Source organism: Streptomyces sp. NPDC034099 (assembly GCF_055575415.1).
Map to the genome: position 1 here is coordinate 777,580 of NZ_JBVISR010000001.1, position 14,986 is coordinate 792,565.

17 protein-coding genes and 3 tRNA genes are annotated in these 14,986 nt (G+C 71.4%); 5 read left to right on the top strand and 15 right to left on the bottom strand.

The window, feature by feature from the left end; genetic code table 11:
• Nucleotides 1–101: 101 nt before the first annotated feature.
• The 5 genes from rplA to ACZ56V_RS03640 all read right to left on the bottom strand — a co-directional run bounded on the left by rplA (nucleotide 102) and on the right by ACZ56V_RS03640 (nucleotide 2,938).
• Nucleotides 102–827 (bottom strand): 50S ribosomal protein L1, encoded by a 726-nt coding sequence (rplA, locus tag ACZ56V_RS03620; RefSeq protein ID WP_356366399.1) that lies wholly within the window; start codon nucleotides 825–827, stop codon nucleotides 102–104.
• Between the two features lie 83 nt (nucleotides 828–910).
• Nucleotides 911–1,345, bottom strand: a complete 435-nt coding sequence (gene rplK, locus ACZ56V_RS03625) for a 50S ribosomal protein L11 (RefSeq protein WP_003974315.1) — start codon at nucleotides 1,343–1,345, stop codon at nucleotides 911–913.
• Nucleotides 1,346–1,525: 180 nt separating this feature from the next.
• Nucleotides 1,526–2,392 (bottom strand): transcription termination/antitermination protein NusG, encoded by an 867-nt coding sequence (gene nusG, locus ACZ56V_RS03630; RefSeq protein ID WP_467382400.1) that lies wholly within the window; start codon nucleotides 2,390–2,392, stop codon nucleotides 1,526–1,528.
• An 80-nt stretch (nucleotides 2,393–2,472) separates the two neighbouring features.
• A complete protein-coding gene (secE, locus tag ACZ56V_RS03635; protein WP_003974317.1) occupies nucleotides 2,473–2,757 on the bottom strand; it encodes a preprotein translocase subunit SecE in 285 nt (94 codons plus the stop codon).
• 108 nt (nucleotides 2,758–2,865) lie between these two features.
• Nucleotides 2,866–2,938, bottom strand: a tRNA-Trp gene (locus ACZ56V_RS03640).
• A gap of 240 nt (nucleotides 2,939–3,178) precedes the next feature.
• Here ACZ56V_RS03640 and ACZ56V_RS03645 point away from each other — a divergent pair.
• A complete protein-coding gene (locus tag ACZ56V_RS03645) occupies nucleotides 3,179–4,405 on the top strand; it encodes a pyridoxal phosphate-dependent aminotransferase (RefSeq protein ID WP_398912262.1) in 1,227 nt (408 codons plus the stop codon).
• A 125-nt stretch (nucleotides 4,406–4,530) separates the two neighbouring features.
• Nucleotides 4,531–5,562, top strand: a complete 1,032-nt coding sequence (locus ACZ56V_RS03650) for an adenosine deaminase (protein ID WP_398912261.1) — start codon at nucleotides 4,531–4,533, stop codon at nucleotides 5,560–5,562.
• Between the two features lie 39 nt (nucleotides 5,563–5,601).
• On the opposite strand, the gene ACZ56V_RS03655 is transcribed toward ACZ56V_RS03650, so the two are convergent.
• Nucleotides 5,602–6,207 (bottom strand): TetR/AcrR family transcriptional regulator, encoded by a 606-nt coding sequence (locus ACZ56V_RS03655; RefSeq protein ID WP_468938883.1) that lies wholly within the window; start codon nucleotides 6,205–6,207, stop codon nucleotides 5,602–5,604.
• A 133-nt stretch (nucleotides 6,208–6,340) separates the two neighbouring features.
• Here ACZ56V_RS03655 and ACZ56V_RS03660 point away from each other — a divergent pair, with 133 nt between their 5' ends.
• On the top strand, nucleotides 6,341–6,973 hold the full coding sequence (locus ACZ56V_RS03660) for an NAD(P)-dependent oxidoreductase (RefSeq protein WP_356366435.1): 633 nt from the start codon (nucleotides 6,341–6,343) through the stop codon (nucleotides 6,971–6,973).
• Between the two features lie 52 nt (nucleotides 6,974–7,025).
• Here the strand turns inward: ACZ56V_RS03660 and ACZ56V_RS03665 are convergent, their stop codons facing one another.
• The 9 genes from ACZ56V_RS03665 to ACZ56V_RS03705 all read right to left on the bottom strand — a co-directional run bounded on the left by ACZ56V_RS03665 (nucleotide 7,026) and on the right by ACZ56V_RS03705 (nucleotide 12,606).
• Nucleotides 7,026–8,081, bottom strand: a complete 1,056-nt coding sequence (locus ACZ56V_RS03665) for a UDP-N-acetylmuramate dehydrogenase (RefSeq protein ID WP_468938886.1) — start codon at nucleotides 8,079–8,081, stop codon at nucleotides 7,026–7,028.
• A gap of 109 nt (nucleotides 8,082–8,190) precedes the next feature.
• Nucleotides 8,191–8,571 carry a DUF3291 domain-containing protein gene (locus ACZ56V_RS03670; RefSeq protein ID WP_398912258.1) on the bottom strand — a complete coding sequence of 127 codons (381 nt, stop codon included), beginning with the start codon at nucleotides 8,569–8,571 and terminating at the stop codon, nucleotides 8,191–8,193.
• A 151-nt stretch (nucleotides 8,572–8,722) separates the two neighbouring features.
• Nucleotides 8,723–10,204, bottom strand: a complete 1,482-nt coding sequence (locus ACZ56V_RS03675; protein ID WP_467382407.1) for an MFS transporter — start codon at nucleotides 10,202–10,204, stop codon at nucleotides 8,723–8,725.
• A 111-nt stretch (nucleotides 10,205–10,315) separates the two neighbouring features.
• Entirely contained in the window at nucleotides 10,316–10,888 is a 573-nt protein-coding gene (locus ACZ56V_RS03680) for a TetR/AcrR family transcriptional regulator (RefSeq protein WP_467382409.1), read from the bottom strand.
• A 276-nt stretch (nucleotides 10,889–11,164) separates the two neighbouring features.
• Complete coding sequence (locus ACZ56V_RS03685; protein WP_398912254.1) at nucleotides 11,165–11,593, bottom strand: MaoC family dehydratase; 429 nt, start codon at nucleotides 11,591–11,593, stop codon at nucleotides 11,165–11,167.
• 7 nt (nucleotides 11,594–11,600) lie between these two features.
• Entirely contained in the window at nucleotides 11,601–12,053 is a 453-nt protein-coding gene (locus tag ACZ56V_RS03690; protein WP_356366380.1) for a MaoC family dehydratase N-terminal domain-containing protein, read from the bottom strand.
• Between the two features lie 106 nt (nucleotides 12,054–12,159).
• Entirely contained in the window at nucleotides 12,160–12,324 is a 165-nt protein-coding gene (rpmG, locus tag ACZ56V_RS03695) for a 50S ribosomal protein L33 (RefSeq protein WP_003948671.1), read from the bottom strand.
• Between the two features lie 90 nt (nucleotides 12,325–12,414).
• Nucleotides 12,415–12,487 (bottom strand) — tRNA-Met (locus tag ACZ56V_RS03700).
• Nucleotides 12,488–12,533: 46 nt separating this feature from the next.
• A tRNA-Thr gene (locus ACZ56V_RS03705) sits at nucleotides 12,534–12,606 on the bottom strand.
• 235 nt (nucleotides 12,607–12,841) lie between these two features.
• Here ACZ56V_RS03705 and ACZ56V_RS03710 point away from each other — a divergent pair.
• The gene (locus ACZ56V_RS03710) at nucleotides 12,842–14,200 is read left to right on the top strand and encodes an amidohydrolase family protein (protein WP_468938894.1); all 1,359 of its coding nucleotides are present in this window, start codon (nucleotides 12,842–12,844) and stop codon (nucleotides 14,198–14,200) included.
• 89 nt (nucleotides 14,201–14,289) lie between these two features.
• On the top strand, nucleotides 14,290–14,946 hold the full coding sequence (locus ACZ56V_RS03715; protein WP_087807770.1) for an SDR family oxidoreductase: 657 nt from the start codon (nucleotides 14,290–14,292) through the stop codon (nucleotides 14,944–14,946).
• Nucleotides 14,947–14,986 lie beyond the last annotated feature (40 nt).

Sequence of the window (14,986 nt, forward strand, 5' to 3'; positions counted from 1 at the left end):
CACGCTAGCCCAGGGCGCCGGAAAAGGGGACGGGCCAAAAGGGACGGGCCCCGCACCTCGAAAGGTGCGGGGCCCGTGAACCGGTGGGGCGAGCCGTCGGCTCAGACCGCGGCCGGGTCCTCCTCGACGAGGAGGTTGCGGGTGCGGTTGGAGTCGAGCGGAATGCCGGGGCCCATGGTGGTGCTGAGGGCGGCCTTCTTGATGTAACGACCCTTGGCGGCGGACGGCTTGAGACGGAGGATCTCCTCCAGCGCCGCGCCGTAGTTCTCCACCAGCTTGGTGTCGTCGAACGACGTCTTGCCGATGATGAAGTGCAGGTTCGAGTGCTTGTCGACGCGGAACTCGATCTTGCCGCCCTTGATCTCGGTGACGGCCTTGGTCACGTCCGGGGTCACGGTGCCGGTCTTCGGGTTCGGCATCAGACCACGGGGACCGAGCACGCGGCCGAGGCGGCCGACCTTGCCCATGAGGTCCGGGGTGGCGACGACGGCGTCGAAGTCCAGACGCCCCTTCGACACCTCGTCGATCAGCTCGTCGGCGCCGACGATGTCGGCGCCCGCGGCACGCGCGGCCTCGGCACGGTCACCGGTCGCGAAGACCAGGACCCGGGCGGTCTTACCGGTGCCGTGCGGGAGGTTCACGGTGCCACGGACCATCTGGTCCGCCTTGCGCGGGTCGACACCCAGACGGAAGGCGACCTCGACGGTGCCGTCGAACTTGGAGGTGGAGGTCTCCTTGGCGAGACGGACGGCCTCGAGCGGGGCGTAGAGCTTGTCCCGGTCGATCTTGGCGTCCGCAGCGCGGAGAGACTTGCTGCGCTTGCTCACTACTGCTCCTGTTGGCTTCTGAGGAGTCGTGGTGCGGGCCGAGCAGGCCCTGCCACTACTGCTTTGGTTACGGGGGTGGAGGGTCAGCCCTCGACCGTGACGCCCATGGAACGCGCGGTACCGGCGATGATCTTCTCCGCCTGGTCCAGGTCGTTGGCGTTGAGGTCGGGCATCTTGGTGGTGGCGATCTCACGGACCTGGTCACGCGTGATCTTCGCGACCTTGGTCTTGTGCGGCTCGCCGGAGCCCTTCTCCACGCCCGCGGCCTTGAGGATCATCTTGGCGGCCGGCGGCGTCTTGGTGATGAAGGTGAAGGAACGGTCCTCGTAGACCGTGATCTCCACCGGGATGACCCAGCCGCGCTGCGACTCGGTCGCGGCGTTGTAGGCCTTGCAGAACTCCATGATGTTGACGCCGTGCTGACCCAGCGCGGGGCCGACCGGCGGGGCCGGGTTCGCGGCACCGGCCTGGATCTGGAGCTTGATGAGCCCCGTGACCTTCTTCTTCTTGGGAGGCATAGCTCTCCGGGTCCTTTCGATTCGGGTCCTGCCCGCGTTCGGGAGCTACCCGGACACAGGCATACCGCACAACGATAACGGGTATAGATGCGCGGCCAAAAACCGAGCAGGTCAGACGCCGCGTGAGCGGCCGCCTGACCTGGTCGGAAGCAGTACTTCCAGAGAGGTACCGGTGAGGTACTAGTTCTTCTGGATCTGGTCGAAGCTCAGCTCGACCGGGGTCTCGCGGCCGAAGATCTCGACGAGGCCCTTGACCTTCTTCGAGTCGGCGTTGATCTCGTTGATGGTGGCCTGCAGCGTGGCGAACGGGCCGTCGGTGACGGTGACCGAGTCGCCGACCTCGAAGTCCAGGACCTGGACCTCGACCTTGCGCTGCGGAGCCGGCTTGCCCTCGGCCTCGGCGGCCTCGCGGGCGGCCTTCTCCTCGGCCTCCGGGGCGAGCATCTTGACGATCTCGTCCAGGGTCAGCGGGTACGGGTCGTAGGCGTTGCCGACGAAGCCGGTGACGCCGGGGGTGTTGCGGACGACGCCCCAGGACTCGTTGGTGAGGTCCATGCGGACCAGGACGTAACCCGGCAGCTTGTTCTGTCGGATCGTCTTGCGGTCGCCGTTCTTGATCTGGACGACCTCTTCCTGCGGCACCTCGGCCTGGAAGATGTAGTCCTCGACGTTGAGCGAGACGGCGCGCTGCTCGAGGTTGGTCTTCACGCGGTTCTCGTAACCGGCGTAGGTGTGGATGACGTACCACTCGCCGGGGAGGGCGCGCAGCTCCTGGCGGAGCTTCTCGATCGGGTCGAGGTCGGGCTCCTGGGCCTCGGCCTCGCCCTCGGCTTCGGTCTCGTCCGTCTCCGCGTCGGCCGCCTCGGCGGTCTCGTCCGCCTCCGCGTCCGCCGCGTCCTCGTCCGTCTCCGCGACGACCGTGTCGTCGGCAGCCTCGGCCTCGGCGGAGGCCTCGGTGTCCTCGTTGTCGGCGCCCTCGACGGTGCCGAGCTCGTCCTCGACGGACTCGACCGGCTCGATGGCGTCGTTCACGTTCGGGTCAGACACTGTGGCTGCTTCTTCCTGGATACATAGGGGTGGAACACGCGAAAGGGGCGCCGGGTACCTCGGCGCCCTTCGCTCTCGACTCAGCCGAAGACGTACTTGGCGGCGTGAGAGAAGCCATAGTCAATCAGAGTCACCAGGCCGATCATGATGACCACGAAGATGATCACCACGGTGGTGTACGTCGTCAGCTGGTTGCGGCTGGGCCAGACGACCTTGCGCAGCTCCGCGACGATCTGGCGGTAGAAGAGCGCGAGCCGCTTCAGCGGGCCCTTCTTGCCTCGCTTGCCGCCCTTGCGGGACTTCTTGGAGTCCGGCGCCTCGTCCTGGGCATCAGGCATGTCGATGGAGCCCACGGCGTCCGTCACTCGTCCTCACCTGATTCCGGGTCGTGGCCGTGCCGCGCCCGGTTGGAGCCGCACGGCGGTGCATTGCTGTACGTACATGCGCACACATCCTGGCGATGGTGTGTGTAGCAGGGCCGGAGGGACTTGAACCCCCAACCGCTGGTTTTGGAGACCAGTGCTCTACCAATTGAGCTACGACCCTTTGTTCGTCCCCCAACGTACCGCATACGCCCGGATGCTCGGTGTGCACCGGGTGATCGCGGGCCGCTGAAGGCCAACGAGGTGAGAGTGTACGTGCTCACGGGCCGGGCGTCGAACAGAAAGCGCGTCCGGACTGATGTTCAGGGTGTGGCCCGGACTGGAGTTCAGGTCCTGGACCGGTCCGGGTTCAGTCCGTGAAACCCCTGTGCCCGGGAGGTTTCCGGTCTGGAACGATGGGGTCATGAGCGCTGCAACCCCTCCCACCGAGCGCCGGGTCTCCGCCCGAGTCGGCGCGATCTCCGAGTCCGCGACCCTCGCCGTGGACGCCAAGGCGAAGGCCCTCAAGGCCGCCGGACGTCCCGTGATCGGCTTCGGCGCGGGTGAGCCCGACTTCCCGACGCCGGACTACATCGTCGAGGCCGCCGTCGAGGCGTGCAAGAACCCGAAGTTCCACCGCTACACGCCGGCCGGCGGGCTGCCCGAGCTGAAGGCCGCCATCGCCGCGAAGACGCTGCGCGACTCCGGCTACGAGGTCGACCCGTCGCAGATCCTCGTCACCAACGGCGGAAAGCAGGCCATCTACGAGGCGTTCGCCGCGATCCTCGACCCGGGCGACGAGGTCATCGTCCCGGCGCCGTACTGGACGACGTACCCGGAGTCGATCCGGCTGGCCGGCGGCGTGCCGGTCGAGGTCGTCGCCGACGAGACGACCGGCTACCGGGTGAGCGTGGAGCAACTGGAGGCCGCGCGCACGGAGAAGACCAAGGTCGTCCTCTTCGTCTCGCCGTCGAACCCGACGGGTGCCGTGTACAGCGAGGCCGAGACCGAGGCGATCGGCCAGTGGGCCGTCGAGCACGGCCTGTGGGTGCTGACCGACGAGATCTACGAGCACCTCGTCTACGGCGACGCCTTCTCCGTCTCCATGCCGGCGCTGCTGCCCGAGCTGCGCGACAAGTGCATCGTGGTCAACGGCGTGGCGAAGACCTACGCGATGACCGGATGGCGGGTCGGGTGGGTCATCGGCCCCAAGGACATCGTCAAGGCCGCGACCAACCTCCAGTCGCACGCCACGTCCAACGTTTCCAACGTGTCCCAGGCGGCGGCGCTGGCCGCGGTCTCCGGCGACCTGGACGCGGTGGCGAAGATGCGGGAGGCCTTCGACCGGCGCCGCCAGACCATCGTGCGGATGCTCAACGAGATCGACGGCGTGCTCTGCCCGGAGCCCGAGGGCGCGTTCTACGCCTACCCGTCGGTGAAGGCGCTGCTCGGCAAGGAGATCCGCGGCAAGCGTCCGCAGGACTCGGTCGAGCTGGCCGCGCTCATCCTGGAGGAGGCCGAGGTCGCCGTGGTGCCGGGTGAGGCCTTCGGCACGCCGGGGTACCTGCGGCTGTCGTACGCGCTCGGGGACGAGGACCTCGTCGAGGGCGTGAGCCGGATCCAGAAGCTGCTGGCGGAGGCGCGGGACTGACCGTCCTCCGCCGCCCGAGGGGCCACACCGGAACGTTCCGGTGTGGCCCTGTTTGTTTGTGCGAGCAAGACCACGTACGGGGAAAGTGCTGTCGGGCCGGGCGTGTCGTACGGCAGGATCACCAGATGGAGCGTGTACGTGATCTCTCTGAACTGCCCAAGGCCCATCTCCACCTGCACTTCACCGGGTCGATGCGGCCCACCACCCTGCTGGAACTGGCCGACAAGCACGGCGTGCGGCTGCCCGAGACGCTGACCGAGGCGCTGGGCCGCGGGGAGTCGCCGAAGCTGCGGGCGACGGACGAGCGGGGCTGGTTCCGCTTCCAGCGGCTGTACGACGCGGCCCGGTCCTGCCTCCAGGAGCCCGAGGACATCCAGCGGCTGGTCCGGGAGGCCGCGGAGGAGGACGTGCGGGACGGGTCGGGGTGGCTGGAGATCCAGGTCGATCCGACGTCGTACGCGCCGCGGCTGGGCGGGCTGATCCCGGCGCTGGAGATCATCCTGGACGCGGTGGAGACGACCGTGCGGGACACCGGGATCGGGATGCGGGTGCTGGTCGCCGCGAACCGGATGAAGCATCCGCTGGACGCGCGGACGCTGGCGCGGCTGGCGGTGCGGTACGCGGAGCGGGGCGTGGTCGGCTTCGGGCTGTCGAACGACGAACGGCGCGGGATGGCCCGGGACTTCGACCGGGCGTTCGCGATCGCGCGGGACGGGGGGCTGCTGAGCGCGCCGCACGGCGGTGAGCTGACCGGTCCGGCGTCGGTGCGGGACTGCCTGGACGACCTGGACGCGGACCGGATCGGGCACGGCGTGCGGGCGGCGGAGGACCCCCGGCTGCTGAAGCGGCTGGCGGACCGGCAGGTGACGTGCGAGGTGTGCCCGGCGTCGAACGTCGCCCTGGGGGTGTACGAGAAGCCGGAGGACGTGCCGCTGCGGACGCTGTTCGAGGCGGGGGTGCCGATGGCGCTGGGTGCGGACGACCCGCTGCTGTTCGGGTCCCGGCTGGCCGCCCAGTACGAGATCGCGCGCGAGCACCACGCTTTCACGGACGCGGAGCTGGCGGAACTGGCGCGCCAGTCGGTACGGGGGTCGGCAGCACCCGAGGACGTGAAGGCGCGGCTGCTGGCCGGGGTGGACGACTGGCTGACGGCTTAGGGCAAGACGCCGGGCCCCGGCTGCGGGTGCCGGTGCGGGTCAGCGGAGTCCGTCGAGCAGCGTCCGGGACAGGCGGCGCGCGAACGTGTCGACCGGCGGGCGTACGCCGGTCGGGGTCGCGTCGTACGCGAACGCCCGCTGCGCGCACGCCCCCAGCAGGAGCGACGCGGCCGCGAAGGTGTCCGCGTCGCTCCGGACGCGTCCCGCCGCCTGCTCGGCCCGCAGGTAGGCGTCGAGGCCCTCGATCGGCAGGTGCGGCCCGGTGCCCAGCTCGCGCATCGCGTCGTCGTGCCGGCGCTTGAGCTGGGTCTGCGCGTACAGCGACGCGGCGATCGGGAAGCTCTGTTCGTAGAAGAGCACGGCCTGGCGGGCGATCTCCGTCAGGTTGTCCTCGAGCGGGGCCCGTCCCGGCTCGGCCGCGAGGCCCCGGAGCAGGGGGGTCAGCCGCGGCAGCCGTTCGGACAGCACCCGGATGAAGAGCTCCTCCTTGCTCGCGAAGTGCTTGTACAGCGCCGCCTCGGAGCAGCCGGCCACCCTGGCGATCTCCTTCGTGGTGGCACGGGCGAGCCCGACGGTCCGCATCAGCTCGTGGGCGGCGTCCAGGATGCGTTCCCTGGCCGGTTTGGCGGACGGCGTGGCCGACATGGCTGCTCCCGTCGGGCTTGACTAGTGGGTGAGTACTTACTCACTCTAGAGGAGACCAGGGTGAGTGAGTACTCACCCACCGACCACCGAGCGGGCCGGACTCGGCCGCGCCGCCGGAACGGAGAAGTACGCCATGAAACTCACCGTCTTCGGTGCCACGGGAGGCATCGGTCAGGAGATCGTCCGGCAGGCGCTCGACGCCGGGCACGAGGTCACGGCCGTCGTACGGGACCCGGCGCGGCTGCCGGTGACCGGCGCGCGTCTGGAGGTGTTCCGGGCGGACCTGGGCGACCCCGCCGCGGTGCGGCCCGCGGTGGCCGGCCGGGACGCGGTGCTGTCCGGGCTCGGCGCCCGCCGCCGCGCCGACGCCGGGGTCGCGACCAGGCTGACCCGGACGGTCCTCGACGCGATGGAGGCGGAGGGCGTGCGCCGGCTGCTGGTGGTCAGTGCCGCCCCCGTGGGGCCGGAGCCGGAGGGCGCGGGGCTGCTGGACCGGGCGGCGCGCGGTGTCGTCTCCGCCGTGCTCAAGGACGTCTACACCGATCTGCGCGCCATGGAGGCGGAGCTGGCGCGCAGTGCCACGGACTGGACGGCCGTGCGGCCGCCGCGGTTGCAGGACAAGCCGCTGACCGGCCGGTACCGGACGGTGATCGGCGGCTTCCCGCCCAAGGGCCGTTTCGCGGGCCGCGCCGACGTCGCCCACGCGATGCTCGCCATGACCGAGGACGCGGGGACGGTGAAGCAGGGCGTCGGGGTGGCCTACTGAAGCCGTGCGGCCGGGAGAGGCGACCCGGCGCCACGGGGGCTCCGGCGGCCGGTCACAGGCTCACGCCGACCGTCACCGGTTCGTTGACCAGCGTGACCCCGAAGGCCTCGTGAACCCCGGCGACGACCTCGCGGGCCAGCGCGAGCAGGTCCTCGGTGGTCGCCTCGCCGCGGTTGGTGAGGGCGAGGGTGTGCTTGGTGGAGATGCGGGCGGGGCCGGTGCCGTACCCCTTGGTGAAGCCCGCCTTGTCGATCAGCCAGGCCGCGGAGGTCTTGACGCGGCCCTCCCCGGCCGGGAAGGCGGGCGGCTCCACGGCGTCGCCCAGGCGCTCGGCGGCCCGCGAGCGGAAGGCGGCGAACTGCTCGTCCGTGAGGATCGGGTTGGTGAAGAACGACCCGGCCGACCAGGTGTCGTGGTCCTCGGGGTCCAGCACCATGCCCTTCCCGGCGCGCAGCTTCAGCACCGTCTCCCGGGCGGCCGTCAGCGGCACCCGGTCGCCCGCCTCGACGCCGAGGGCGCGGGCCGTCTCGGCGTAGCGCAGCGGCGCGGAGAGACCTCCGGCGTCCTCCAGCGCGAAGCGGACGCGCAGGACGACGTACCGCTCGGGCTCGGCCTTGAAGCGGCTGTGGCGGTAGGAGAAGGCGCAGTCGGCGTTGGACAGGGCGACCGTCTCACGGCTCCTGCGGTCGTAGGCGGTGACCTCGGTGATCGTGGCGGACACCTCCTGGCCGTACGCCCCGACGTTCTGGATCGGGGTCGCGCCCGCCGAGCCGGGGATGCCGGCCAGGCACTCGACGCCCGCCAGGCCCGCCTCGACGGTGCGGGCGACGGCGTCGGTCCAGATCTCGCCGGCCGCCAGCTCCAGCGTCGTCCCGTCGAGGCGCAGCCCGCGGGTGGCGATGTGCAGGGCCGTGCCGTCGAAGCCCTTGTCGCCGATGACCAGGTTGGATCCGCCGCCGATCAGCAGCAGCGGGGTCCCGTTGTCGTCGGCCTCGCGGACGGCGGCGATCACCTCGGCGTCGGTGGTGGCCGTGACCAGCCGGGTCGCGGGCCCGCCCAGGCGGAAGGTGGTCAGCGGGGCGAGGGGGGCGTCGTGGAGTTCCTGCACGCGCTCAAGACTACGAGACGGCACCGACAGCCCCGGGCAGCGGGAACACGGGCGACGCCCCGCCCGGTCGGCCGGGGCGTCATCGCGGGGGCGCGAGCACACGGGTGCGTCACGTCAGGCGCCTGCGCACCTCCGCCCAGCTCACCGGGAGCTCGTCGCTGGACGCCGGCCAGGAGGCGAACTTCGCGTCCCGCATCTGCGCCGCCAGTCCGCGGGAGGTGGGCGCGTGCGTGCCGGAGCGGGCGAAGGTCTTGAGGGCCTCGGGCGACTCCCAGGCGGAGAGCGTCCAGAAGGTCCGCTTGAAGGGTTCCGCCTTCAGGGAGGCGCCGTACGCTCCGGGCGCGCTCCCCACCTGTCGCCACACGCCCGGCGTGCGCGCCAGGAACTTCAGCGCTCCCCACAGGGTCCGGGTCTCGAAGCGGGAGGCGAAGACGTGGACCTCGGTGGCCCGAGGAGGGCGGTTCGGCACGGTCCAGGGAAGGGTGGGCATGTCGTACTCCTCTCGTGTCCTGTGCGTTCGGGTGTCGTGCGTTGTGTGTCGTGCGTTGTCTGTCGTGCGTTGTCTGTCGGGTGTCTTGCGTTGTGTGCGGTGCGTCGTGCGTCGCGCCTCGTGCGCTGTGGCGCGTTCCGTGTCGTGCGGCTCAGTGCGGGGCCGTCGGGGCGAGGGCCGGTTCGGATGCCGGGGCCTGCTCCGTCGCCGGTGCGGCAGAGGGTCCCCGGCCCCCGTCGCCGGTCCGGCGGCGCCCCGGGATCACCAGGGCCGCGACGCCGCCGAGGGCCACCACCGCGCCGCCCACGGCGACCGCGGGCCGCAGTCCGTCCACGAAGGTCTGCGCGGACTCGTAGCCGCCCTGCGCGGCGAAGATCGACGACATGACCGCGATGCCGAGCGCTCCGCCCACCTCGCGCAGCGCGTTGTTGGCGCCGGAGGCGATGCCCTGCTCCTTCGCGGCGACGCTGGACATCACCAGCGCGGAGGCGGGGGCGAAGTAGAGGGCCATACCGATCCCGCTGACGATCAGGCCGGGCAGCTGGATCGCGTAGGAGGCGTCGGCCGTGATCACGGAGGCGAGGTAGCCGAGGCCGGCCGCCTGGAGGAAGAGTCCGGCCGCGACGACCGGGCGGCCTCCGATCCGGTCGGAGAGGATGCCGGCGATCGGCGCCACCAGCATCGGCATGCCGGTCCAGGGCAGCATGCGCAGGCCCGCCTCGGTGGGCGAGTAGCCGAGCACGCCCTGCATGTACTGGCTGAGCAGGAAGATCGAGCCGAACATCCCCAGGAACATCAGCAGGCTCGCCGCATTGACGCCGGCGAACGCACGGGAGCGGAACAGCCGCATCGGCAGCATGGGGTTCTTGGCGCGGGTGCTGTAGAGGACGAAACCGACGAGCAGCGCGGCCCCGGCGAACAGGGCAGTCAGCACCACGGCTCCGGTCCAGCCGTCGACGGGGCCGCGGACCAGGCCGTAGACGATGCCGAAGAGTCCGCCGCTGGCGAGCACGGTGCCGGGTATGTCGAGCGGGGCGCCGGTGCCGTGCGACTCGGCGAGGCGGAGGCGGGCGAGGGGCAGCAGGGCCAGGCCCAGCGGAACGTTCAGCCAGAAGATCCACTGCCAGGAGATGTGCTCGGTGAGACTGCCGCCGACCAGCGGCCCCGAGGCCACGGCGAGCCCGTTGACGGCACCCCAGATGCCGTACGCCATCCCGCGGCGTTCGGCGGGTACCGCGGCCGTGAGCAGGGTCAGCGTCAGCGGCATCATGATCGCCGCGCCGACGCCCTGCACCGCGCGGGCGGCGATGAGCGAGTCGATGCCGGGTGCCAGGGCCGCGGCGGCGGAGGCCCCGGTGAAGACGGTGAGGCCGACGAGGAAGAGCCTGCGACGGCCGAAGCGGTCACCGAGGGCCGCGCCGAACATCAGGAGGACGGCGAAGGTGAGCGTGTAGGCGCTGACGGTCCATTCGAGGTCGTGCAGCGCGCCGCCCAGGTCCTCGCGGATGGAGGGCAGGGCTGTGGTGACGACGAGGTTGTCCAGGGCCGCCATGAAACCGGCGACGCTGGTGATGACGAGGGCCCAGGCCGCTCCCCCGCCCCGTGCCTTCCGACGTACTCCGAGCTGTGACATCTCTCCCCCAGAGGGTGTGCACTCGACGTGAATTTGATTAGTGATCGATGACTAACTTTTACGGGCGTGCGGAGGCGGCCGCGACCGTCCCCTCACCCCCCTTACGCACTCCTACGCGTCGTCCTGGCCGGGCTGGGGCTGCGCCGAGTCGTAGAGACCCCCGTAGACGCGGTGCCCCGGCGGGAACCCCATGCCCACCAGGGTGTTGATCAACATGCCGTACGCCAGGAAGGTCGTCGTCTGACCGATGTCGGCCCCCAGGGGCAGGTGCACGGTGTCCCAGAGTTCGAGCCAGCCCTTGCGCACCATCTCGCCGAACTCGTGGTCCCCGGCCGCCTCGGCGGCGGCGACGGTGACGTACACCTGCAACTGCATCTGGAGCTTCTCGGGGTCGTCGGCGATCAGCCGGTTGTACGCCTCGGCCATGGCGTGCAGCGCCTCTTCGCCGTGCAGGCCCTCGGACGTCTTCTCGAAGAGCTCACGCATGTCCCGCAGGCAACGCTCCGCCACGGCGAGGAAGATCGCCTTCTTGCCCGGGAAGAGACGGAAGAGGTACGGCTGGGAGACCCCCACCCGCTTGGCGATGGTCTCCGTAGAGGTGCCGTAGTACCCACCCTGCGCGAACTCGCTCGTCGCCGCGCGGATGACGCTCTCGCGCCGTTCCGCCGCACTCATCCTGACCATGGGAACGAAGTTAGTACTCAATCACTAACTTCGTCAAGGGGAGGTGCGTGCAGGACGCAGCGGAGGTCCGGAAGGGCGCGCCGGGTCAGTGCGGCCGCCGTGGGACGGTTCGGCGGCCGGCGGTCCTGCACGCGCGCCCCGTGCCCGAACCGCTCCCCACGACCGGCGGACTCACCCGGCCTCGCCCGGACCGGCCGGCCGGGACACCTGGCGCGGGCGGCCACGCCATCGACGTCCGGGTGGCCGCTTCACGATGAGGACCGCACGAGGGCCGGGTCAGCCCAGTCGTACGACCGCCCGGGACATGCCGAGGACCTTCTGGCCGCCGCTGGTGGCCGTGAGGTCGACGCGGACGGCGTTGTCGTCGAGCTTGGCCGCCACCTTGCCGGTGACCTCGATCACGGCGCCCCGGTCGTCGTTCGGTACGACGACGGGCCTGGTGAATCGGACGCCGTACTCCACGACCGCGCCCGGGTCGCCGGTCCAGTCGGTGACCACGCGGATCGCCTCGGCCATGGTGAACATGCCGTGCGCGATGACGTCCGGCAGGCCCACCTCCTTGGCGAACCTCTCGTTCCAGTGGATCGGGTTGAAGTCGCCGGAGGCGCCCGCGTACCGCACGAGCGTGGCCCGGTCCACGGGGAAGCTCTGCGCGGGCAGTTCGGTGCCGACCTCGACGTCGCTGTAAGCGACCTTCGCCGTCATGGGGTGCTCACGCCTCCTCGGCCGCGCGGGCCACGAGCTTGGTCCAGGCGGTCACGACGTGCTCGCCGGCCTCGTCGTGGACCTCGCCGCGGATGTCCAGAATGTCGTTGCCGGCCAGTGACTTGATCGCCTCGATGGTCGAGGTGACGGTGAGCCGGTCACCGGCCCGCACCGGGCGGGCGTAGGCGAACTTCTGGTCGCCGTGCACCACCCGGCTGTAGTCCAGCCCGAGCTGCGGGTCCTCGACGACCTGACCGGCCGCCTTGAAAGTGATGGAGAACACGAAGGTCGGCGGAGCGATCACGTCCGGATGGCCGAGCGCCTTCGCGGCCTCCGCGTCGGTGTACGCGGGGTTGGCGTCCCCCACCGCCTCCGCGAACTCGCGGATCTTCTCCCGGCCCACCTCGTAGGGCGCGGTGGGCGGATAGGTCCGCCCCACGAACGACTGGTCGAGCGCCATGGCTCGCAACCTCCTGCTGCTCTTCGTATCCGTGTCGACGAGCGACGGTGACAACGACACGAGGCCGCCCCCAAGCTTCGGGGACGGCCTCGTGTACGAGCCTGTTCTATCGCGTCTCGCGGTGCGCGGTGTGCGCGTTGCAACGCGGGCAGTGCTTCTTCATCTCCAGTCGGTCCGGGTTGTTACGCCGGTTCTTCTTGGTGATGTAGTTCCGCTCCTTGCACTCCACGCAGGCCAGCGTGATCTTCGGGCGGACGTCGGTGGCAGCCACGTGAGTGCACTCCTTGACGAACGGATTGATGTATTAACGCAGGAAAGAGTAGCCGATTGAAGGACCGACCCCGCAATCGGCTACTGAGAGTAGCGGTGACCGGACTTGAACCGGTGACACAGCGATTATGAGCCGCTTGCTCTACCGACTGAGCTACACCGCTGTGATGCGATCGGGCCCCGCCTCGCGACGGGAACCTCTCACACCAGAGCCCCAAAACGGAATCGAACCGTTGACCTTCTCCTTACCATGGAGACGCTCTGCCGACTGAGCTATTGGGGCGAGCGATGAAGACATTACACGGTCGCCCGCCGTTCGCCCAAATCCGTTTCGCCGACCCCGTCCCGTCCCGTCCCGACCCGCCGCGGGACGGGACGGAGGGGTCCGAGACCGCCCGGACCGCACCGGTACGACTATTGCGCTCCTCCGCGCCACGGGCTGATCACCGTCCTAGGCTCGTCTCACTCTGCGTGATCTTGCGTCCCCCACTGCGCAGCCCCGAGCCCAGAGGAGCGCGATGCCCGACAGCCAGCCGCAGCCGCCCCACTCGCCCTCCCCCTCGGGCCCCGCCGACCACGGCTCGCTCCTGCTCTCCGGGGCGCGGCTCACCGACGGCCGGACCGTGGACGTACGGCTCCACGGCGGCCGCATCGAGGCGGTCGGCACGGCCGGCAGCCTGACCCCGCGCCGCGCCCTCGGCAGCCTGCCCCCGGGGCGCGCGCCCGGCCCACGCCCCGGTCCCCACCCCGGCGGCCATCTCGACCTGGGCGGCTACCTGCTGCTCCCGGCCCCGGCCGATCCCCACGTCCACGCCGACACGGCACTCACCGCCGACGTCCCCGGCCCCGTCTCCTACCAGCCCGAGGACGTCCAGCGCCGGGCCACCGAGGCCGCCCTGCTCCAGTTGGGACACGGCGCCACCGCGCTGCGGGCGCACGTACGGGTGGGCGACGTCGCGGGCCTCGGCGCGCTGACCGCCGTACTGCGGACCCGGCGCTCCCTGCGCGGGCTCGCCGAACTGACCGCGGTGGCGATGCCGAGGGTGCTGACCGGGGTGGCCGGCGCCGACGGGCTGGCGATGCTGCGGGACGCGCTCAAGATGGGCGCCGACGTGGTGGGCGGGTGTCCGGACCTGGACCCCGATCCGGCGGGGTACGTGGAGGCGGTCCTGGAGGTCGCCGCCGAGCACGGCTGCCCGGTCGACCTGCACACCGACGCCGCCGACCCGGCGCGGCTGGCCCGGCTGGCGGCCATGGCGGGCGGGCTGCGCCCCGGAGTGGCCATCGGCCCCTGCGACGGCCTGGGCCGGCTGCCCGCCGACGCGGTCTCCCGGGCCGCGGACCAGCTCGCCGCGGCGGGAGTGACCGTGGTCTGCCTGCCGCAGGGCGCCTGCGGGACGGTGGACCACCCCGACGGCACGGCTCCGGTACGGCTGCTGCGGGCGGCCGGGGTACGGGTCGCCGCCGGGAGCGGGGCGCTGCGGGACGTGTCCAACCCGGTCGGGCGCGGCGACCCCCTGGAGGCGGCCTACCTGCTGGCCTCGCGCCACGGACTGCGTCCCGAGGAGGCGTACGACGCGGTGAGCGCGGCGGCACGGTCGGCGCTCGGGCTGCCCGAGGTACGGGTGGAGGCGGGTTTCCCGGCCGAACTCCTCGCCGTACGCGGGGACCGGCTGGCGGGCGCGCTGTCGCTGGCGTACAGCCGGATCGTGGTGCACCGGGGGCGCGTGGTGGCGCGGACCAGCGCGGTACGGGAGTACGGCGACTCGACCGCCGCGCCGGACCTGGGGCTGCCCCGGCAGGGCGGTGGCGGGCGGGGACGCCGTGACGGGCGCGGCGGGCCCGGCGGTCGTGACGGGCGTGGGGACACGGCCTGAGCGGGAGCCGGGCGGGCGGCGAGCGGGCCCGGCGCGCAGTGGTCGAAGTCGTGCGGCGCGGGCGGTCGTCGAGGCGTACGGTCGAAGACATGCGCATTGTCATCGCTGGTGGTCATGGTCAGATCGCGCTGCGGCTGGAGCGGTTGCTCGCCGCGCGCGGGGACGAGGTGGCGGGCATCGTCCGCAAGGCGGAGCAGGCCGACGATCTGCGCGCCGCGGGCGCCGAACCGGTCGTGCTGGACCTGGAGTCGGCCTCGGTCGAGGAGGTCGCGGAGCGGCTGCGGGGCGCGGACGCCGCGGTCTTCGCGGCGGGCGCGGGACCCGGCAGCGGGGCGGCCCGCAAGGACACGGTGGACAAGGCGGCGGCGGTCCTCTTCGCGGACGCGGCGGTCCGGGCGGGCGTACGGCGCTTCCTGGTCGTGTCGTCCATGGGGGCCGACCCCCGGCACCAGGGGGACGAGATCTTCGACGTCTACCTGCGCGCCAAGGGCGAGGCGGACGCGTACGTCAGCTCTTTGGACGCCTTGGACTGGACGATCCTGCGCCCCGGCGCCCTGACGGACGACGCGGGCACGGGCCTGGTGCGTCTGGAGGCGCACACCGGCCGCGGCCCCGTTCCGCGCGACGACGTCGCGGCCGTCCTGGCCGAACTGGTCGACACCCCGGCCACCAACGGCCTGACCCTGGAGCTGATCAGCGGTTCGGCGCCGGTGTCGGTGGCGGTGAAGTCGGTGGCCGGGAACTGAGGACGGCGGCGCGACTCGGGGCCGGGGCGCTCACGAAGGA

Bases quoted from the DNA above. Each gene is read 5' to 3' on its own strand.
- ACZ56V_RS03685 (WP_398912254.1), bottom strand. From the start codon at position 11,593: ATGACGGCGAAGGTCGCTTACAGCGACGTCGAGGTCGGCACCGAACTG.
- ACZ56V_RS03710 (WP_468938894.1), top strand. From the start codon at position 12,842: ATGCCCGACAGCCAGCCGCAGCCGCCCCACTCGCCCTCCCCCTCGGGC.
- rplK (WP_003974315.1), bottom strand. From the start codon at position 1,345: ATGCCTCCCAAGAAGAAGAAGGTCACGGGGCTCATCAAGCTCCAGATC.
- ACZ56V_RS03715 (WP_087807770.1), top strand. From the start codon at position 14,290: ATGCGCATTGTCATCGCTGGTGGTCATGGTCAGATCGCGCTGCGGCTG.
- ACZ56V_RS03690 (WP_356366380.1), bottom strand. From the start codon at position 12,053: ATGGCGCTCGACCAGTCGTTCGTGGGGCGGACCTATCCGCCCACCGCG.
- ACZ56V_RS03645 (WP_398912262.1), top strand. From the start codon at position 3,179: ATGAGCGCTGCAACCCCTCCCACCGAGCGCCGGGTCTCCGCCCGAGTC.
- ACZ56V_RS03650 (WP_398912261.1), top strand. From the start codon at position 4,531: ATGGAGCGTGTACGTGATCTCTCTGAACTGCCCAAGGCCCATCTCCAC.
- ACZ56V_RS03660 (WP_356366435.1), top strand. From the start codon at position 6,341: ATGAAACTCACCGTCTTCGGTGCCACGGGAGGCATCGGTCAGGAGATC.
- ACZ56V_RS03670 (WP_398912258.1), bottom strand. From the start codon at position 8,571: ATGCCCACCCTTCCCTGGACCGTGCCGAACCGCCCTCCTCGGGCCACC.
- ACZ56V_RS03680 (WP_467382409.1), bottom strand. From the start codon at position 10,888: ATGGTCAGGATGAGTGCGGCGGAACGGCGCGAGAGCGTCATCCGCGCG.
- ACZ56V_RS03675 (WP_467382407.1), bottom strand. From the start codon at position 10,204: ATGTCACAGCTCGGAGTACGTCGGAAGGCACGGGGCGGGGGAGCGGCC.
- ACZ56V_RS03655 (WP_468938883.1), bottom strand. From the start codon at position 6,207: ATGTCGGCCACGCCGTCCGCCAAACCGGCCAGGGAACGCATCCTGGAC.